The organism is Streptomyces sp. NPDC059398 (assembly GCF_042751845.1).
Taxonomy (GTDB): Bacteria; Actinomycetota; Actinomycetes; order Streptomycetales; family Streptomycetaceae; genus Streptomyces.
This window is the reverse complement of sequence record NZ_JBHYWP010000033.1, coordinates 65,967-68,088: the sequence shown is the minus strand read 5'-3', so window position 1 is coordinate 68,088 and position 2,122 is coordinate 65,967. Positions and strand designations below refer to the sequence as shown.

3 protein-coding genes are annotated in these 2,122 nt (G+C 70.7%); 1 reads left to right on the top strand and 2 read right to left on the bottom strand.

Annotation, left to right across the window (positions count from 1 at the left end; translation table 11 throughout):
- Positions 1-107: 107 nt before the first annotated feature.
- On the bottom strand, positions 108-854 hold the full coding sequence (locus ACFXBC_RS14930) for a hypothetical protein (protein ID WP_385023514.1): 747 nt from the start codon (positions 852-854) through the stop codon (positions 108-110).
- A 47-nt stretch (positions 855-901) separates the two neighbouring features.
- Here ACFXBC_RS14930 and ACFXBC_RS14925 point away from each other — a divergent pair, with 47 nt between their 5' ends.
- Positions 902-1,090: a DUF5703 family protein gene (locus ACFXBC_RS14925; RefSeq protein WP_385023512.1), complete on the top strand. Its 189-nt coding sequence runs from the start codon at positions 902-904 to the stop codon at positions 1,088-1,090.
- 70 nt (positions 1,091-1,160) lie between these two features.
- Here ACFXBC_RS14925 and ACFXBC_RS14920 read toward each other — a convergent pair whose 3' ends face one another.
- Positions 1,161-1,958, bottom strand: a complete 798-nt coding sequence (locus ACFXBC_RS14920) for a chaplin (RefSeq protein ID WP_385023510.1) — start codon at positions 1,956-1,958, stop codon at positions 1,161-1,163.
- Positions 1,959-2,122: the final 164 nt, after the last annotated feature.

Genomic DNA, 2,122 nt, shown 5'->3' with positions numbered 1-2,122 from the left:
GGGCCGAAGCCCCGGCCACCGGCCGTAGTACCGACACCCGGACGTCACCCGGCCCGGAGCATGCCTTCTGAGGCCCTCACAGACCTTCTCAGCCCTTCCCGGCCACCTCAGACCCTCTCGTCCTCCGGGTCCCCGTGCGCGGCGGACCCGTCAGAGGCGTCGTCCTCATCGACCAGACCGTCGTCGCCGTCGCCCCCGGCATCGTCATCATCGTCATCGTCATCGTCGAGCAGTTCCTCGTCGTCGAAGACGGAACTGACGTCGAACCGGCACACGATCTGCTGCGGGTCCGCCTGGTCGAACGGCGCGCTCAGCCACTCCCCCGGCTCGGGCAGGTCGTCCGCCGCCGAGACCCAGAGCGTGGAATCGCCCTCCTCAAGGCCGAACTCCTTGTGCCGCGAGGCGATCTCGTCCGGTTCGTACTCACCGAAGAGCACCCCCAGCGCGGCGTGGACGCTGTTGCCCACGACCGCCCCCGAACCCGGTACGCCGTCCGCCTCCGGGTCGAGGTCCACGATGCGCTGTGCCTGCCCGAGCAGCCGCTGCGGCTGCGCCACCGCGTAGTCCCGGCGGATCAGCACCGTGAGCGCGTTCGGATCGTCGGGGCCCGCGTACGGCGGCAGGGAGTCGTCCGCCGCGGGAATCTCGAAGGGAGTGACCTCGTCGTAGCGGTCGTAGAGCCTCTCGTCGTACACCTCGGCGGCCGCGGCGAGCGCGTTGAACGCGCTGTAGACGGCCGGGTCGTCCTCTCCCGTACGGGCTTCGACCGCGGCGAGGTGCCGGTCCAGCGCGGCTTTGACCGCCTCGGCGGCGGCACGTACCTCGGCAACCGTGGGCTGCGCAGCATCAGACATAGGGCAGACGCTATCCGTACCGGGCCTCTGCCCGCACAATAGATGCGATGCCGGAATACGAATTTGTCGACGTGTACGTACCGCGCGGGGTCTCCCGCAAGGATGCGACACGCCTGCTCACGGACCATGCCGAGTACGGACACTGGGAGTTGGACCGACTGACACTGCACCGGGACGGCAGCCGCAGAGTGCGGCTGCGCCGGCGCATCATTCGCCAGATGCGCGCCACATGGTGAAGAGGGAGCGGGCCCCGCGACTGCGGGACCCGCTCCCTTTCCATGCGTACGTGCGGAACTCAGCAGGCCGTTACGCGGCTGCCCGTGACCGCCTGTACAGGATGATTCCCCCGAGCACCATTCCGGCGCTCGCCGGGATGATCAGCCCGAGCGGTGCGGACGAACCGGTGTGCGCGAGCTGCTCGGTGCTCGGGGGCGCCGAGACCGTCTGCGTGACCGGAGCGTGCGGCTTGGGGGTGCTCGGCTTGTGACCGCGCGGCGTCACCGGCTTCTCCGGGTGGCCCGGCTGACCGGGGTGGACCGGGTGGTGCGGGACGTGGACCGGCGGCGGGACGCTCTCGTCGTTGGCACAGTGGTTGCCGAAGACCGGGTTGAGCAGGCCGACGACGTCGACGCTGTTGCCGCAGGCGTTCACCGGGACGTCCACCGGAAGCTGCACGCTGTTGCCGGAGAGCACGCCGGGCGAACCACTCGTGTGGCCCTCCGCCGTCGCTCCGCCACCGCTGTGGCTGCCGCCGGTGCCGTGGGTACCGCTGTCGTGACTGCCGCTGCCGGGCGTGCGGTGCTGGCCGCTGCCCTGGTGCGGGCTCCCGGAGTGGGACGCACCGGGGCCGGAGTTGCCGGACGACGCGTTCCCGCACCCGTTGCCGAACGCGGGGTTGAGCAGCCCGACCACATCGACGGTGTTGCCGCAGACGTTCACCGGCACGTGCACCGGCGCCTGGACCGAATTGCCGGAGAGCACCCCGGGTGAATTCGCTGCGGTTCCGTCAGCCGACGCATCGGCGTACGCGTAGCCACCGCTCAGGGCGAGCACTCCACCCGCGGCCGCAACGGTGATCAGGCCTTTCTTCGTGACCTGTCGCATAGGTTCGTTTCCTGCCTTCTGACCTTCCGGAAATGCCCGCGGACGTCGTTGCCCTTGGGCCGAATGCCTCTCCGGCCCCGGAGCGCATGGCGCGCGCGCCGGGGCCGGCGGGGCGGCGCCCCCCCCCCGGGGGGGGGCCCACCAACAAACGTGGGGGCCGGGTT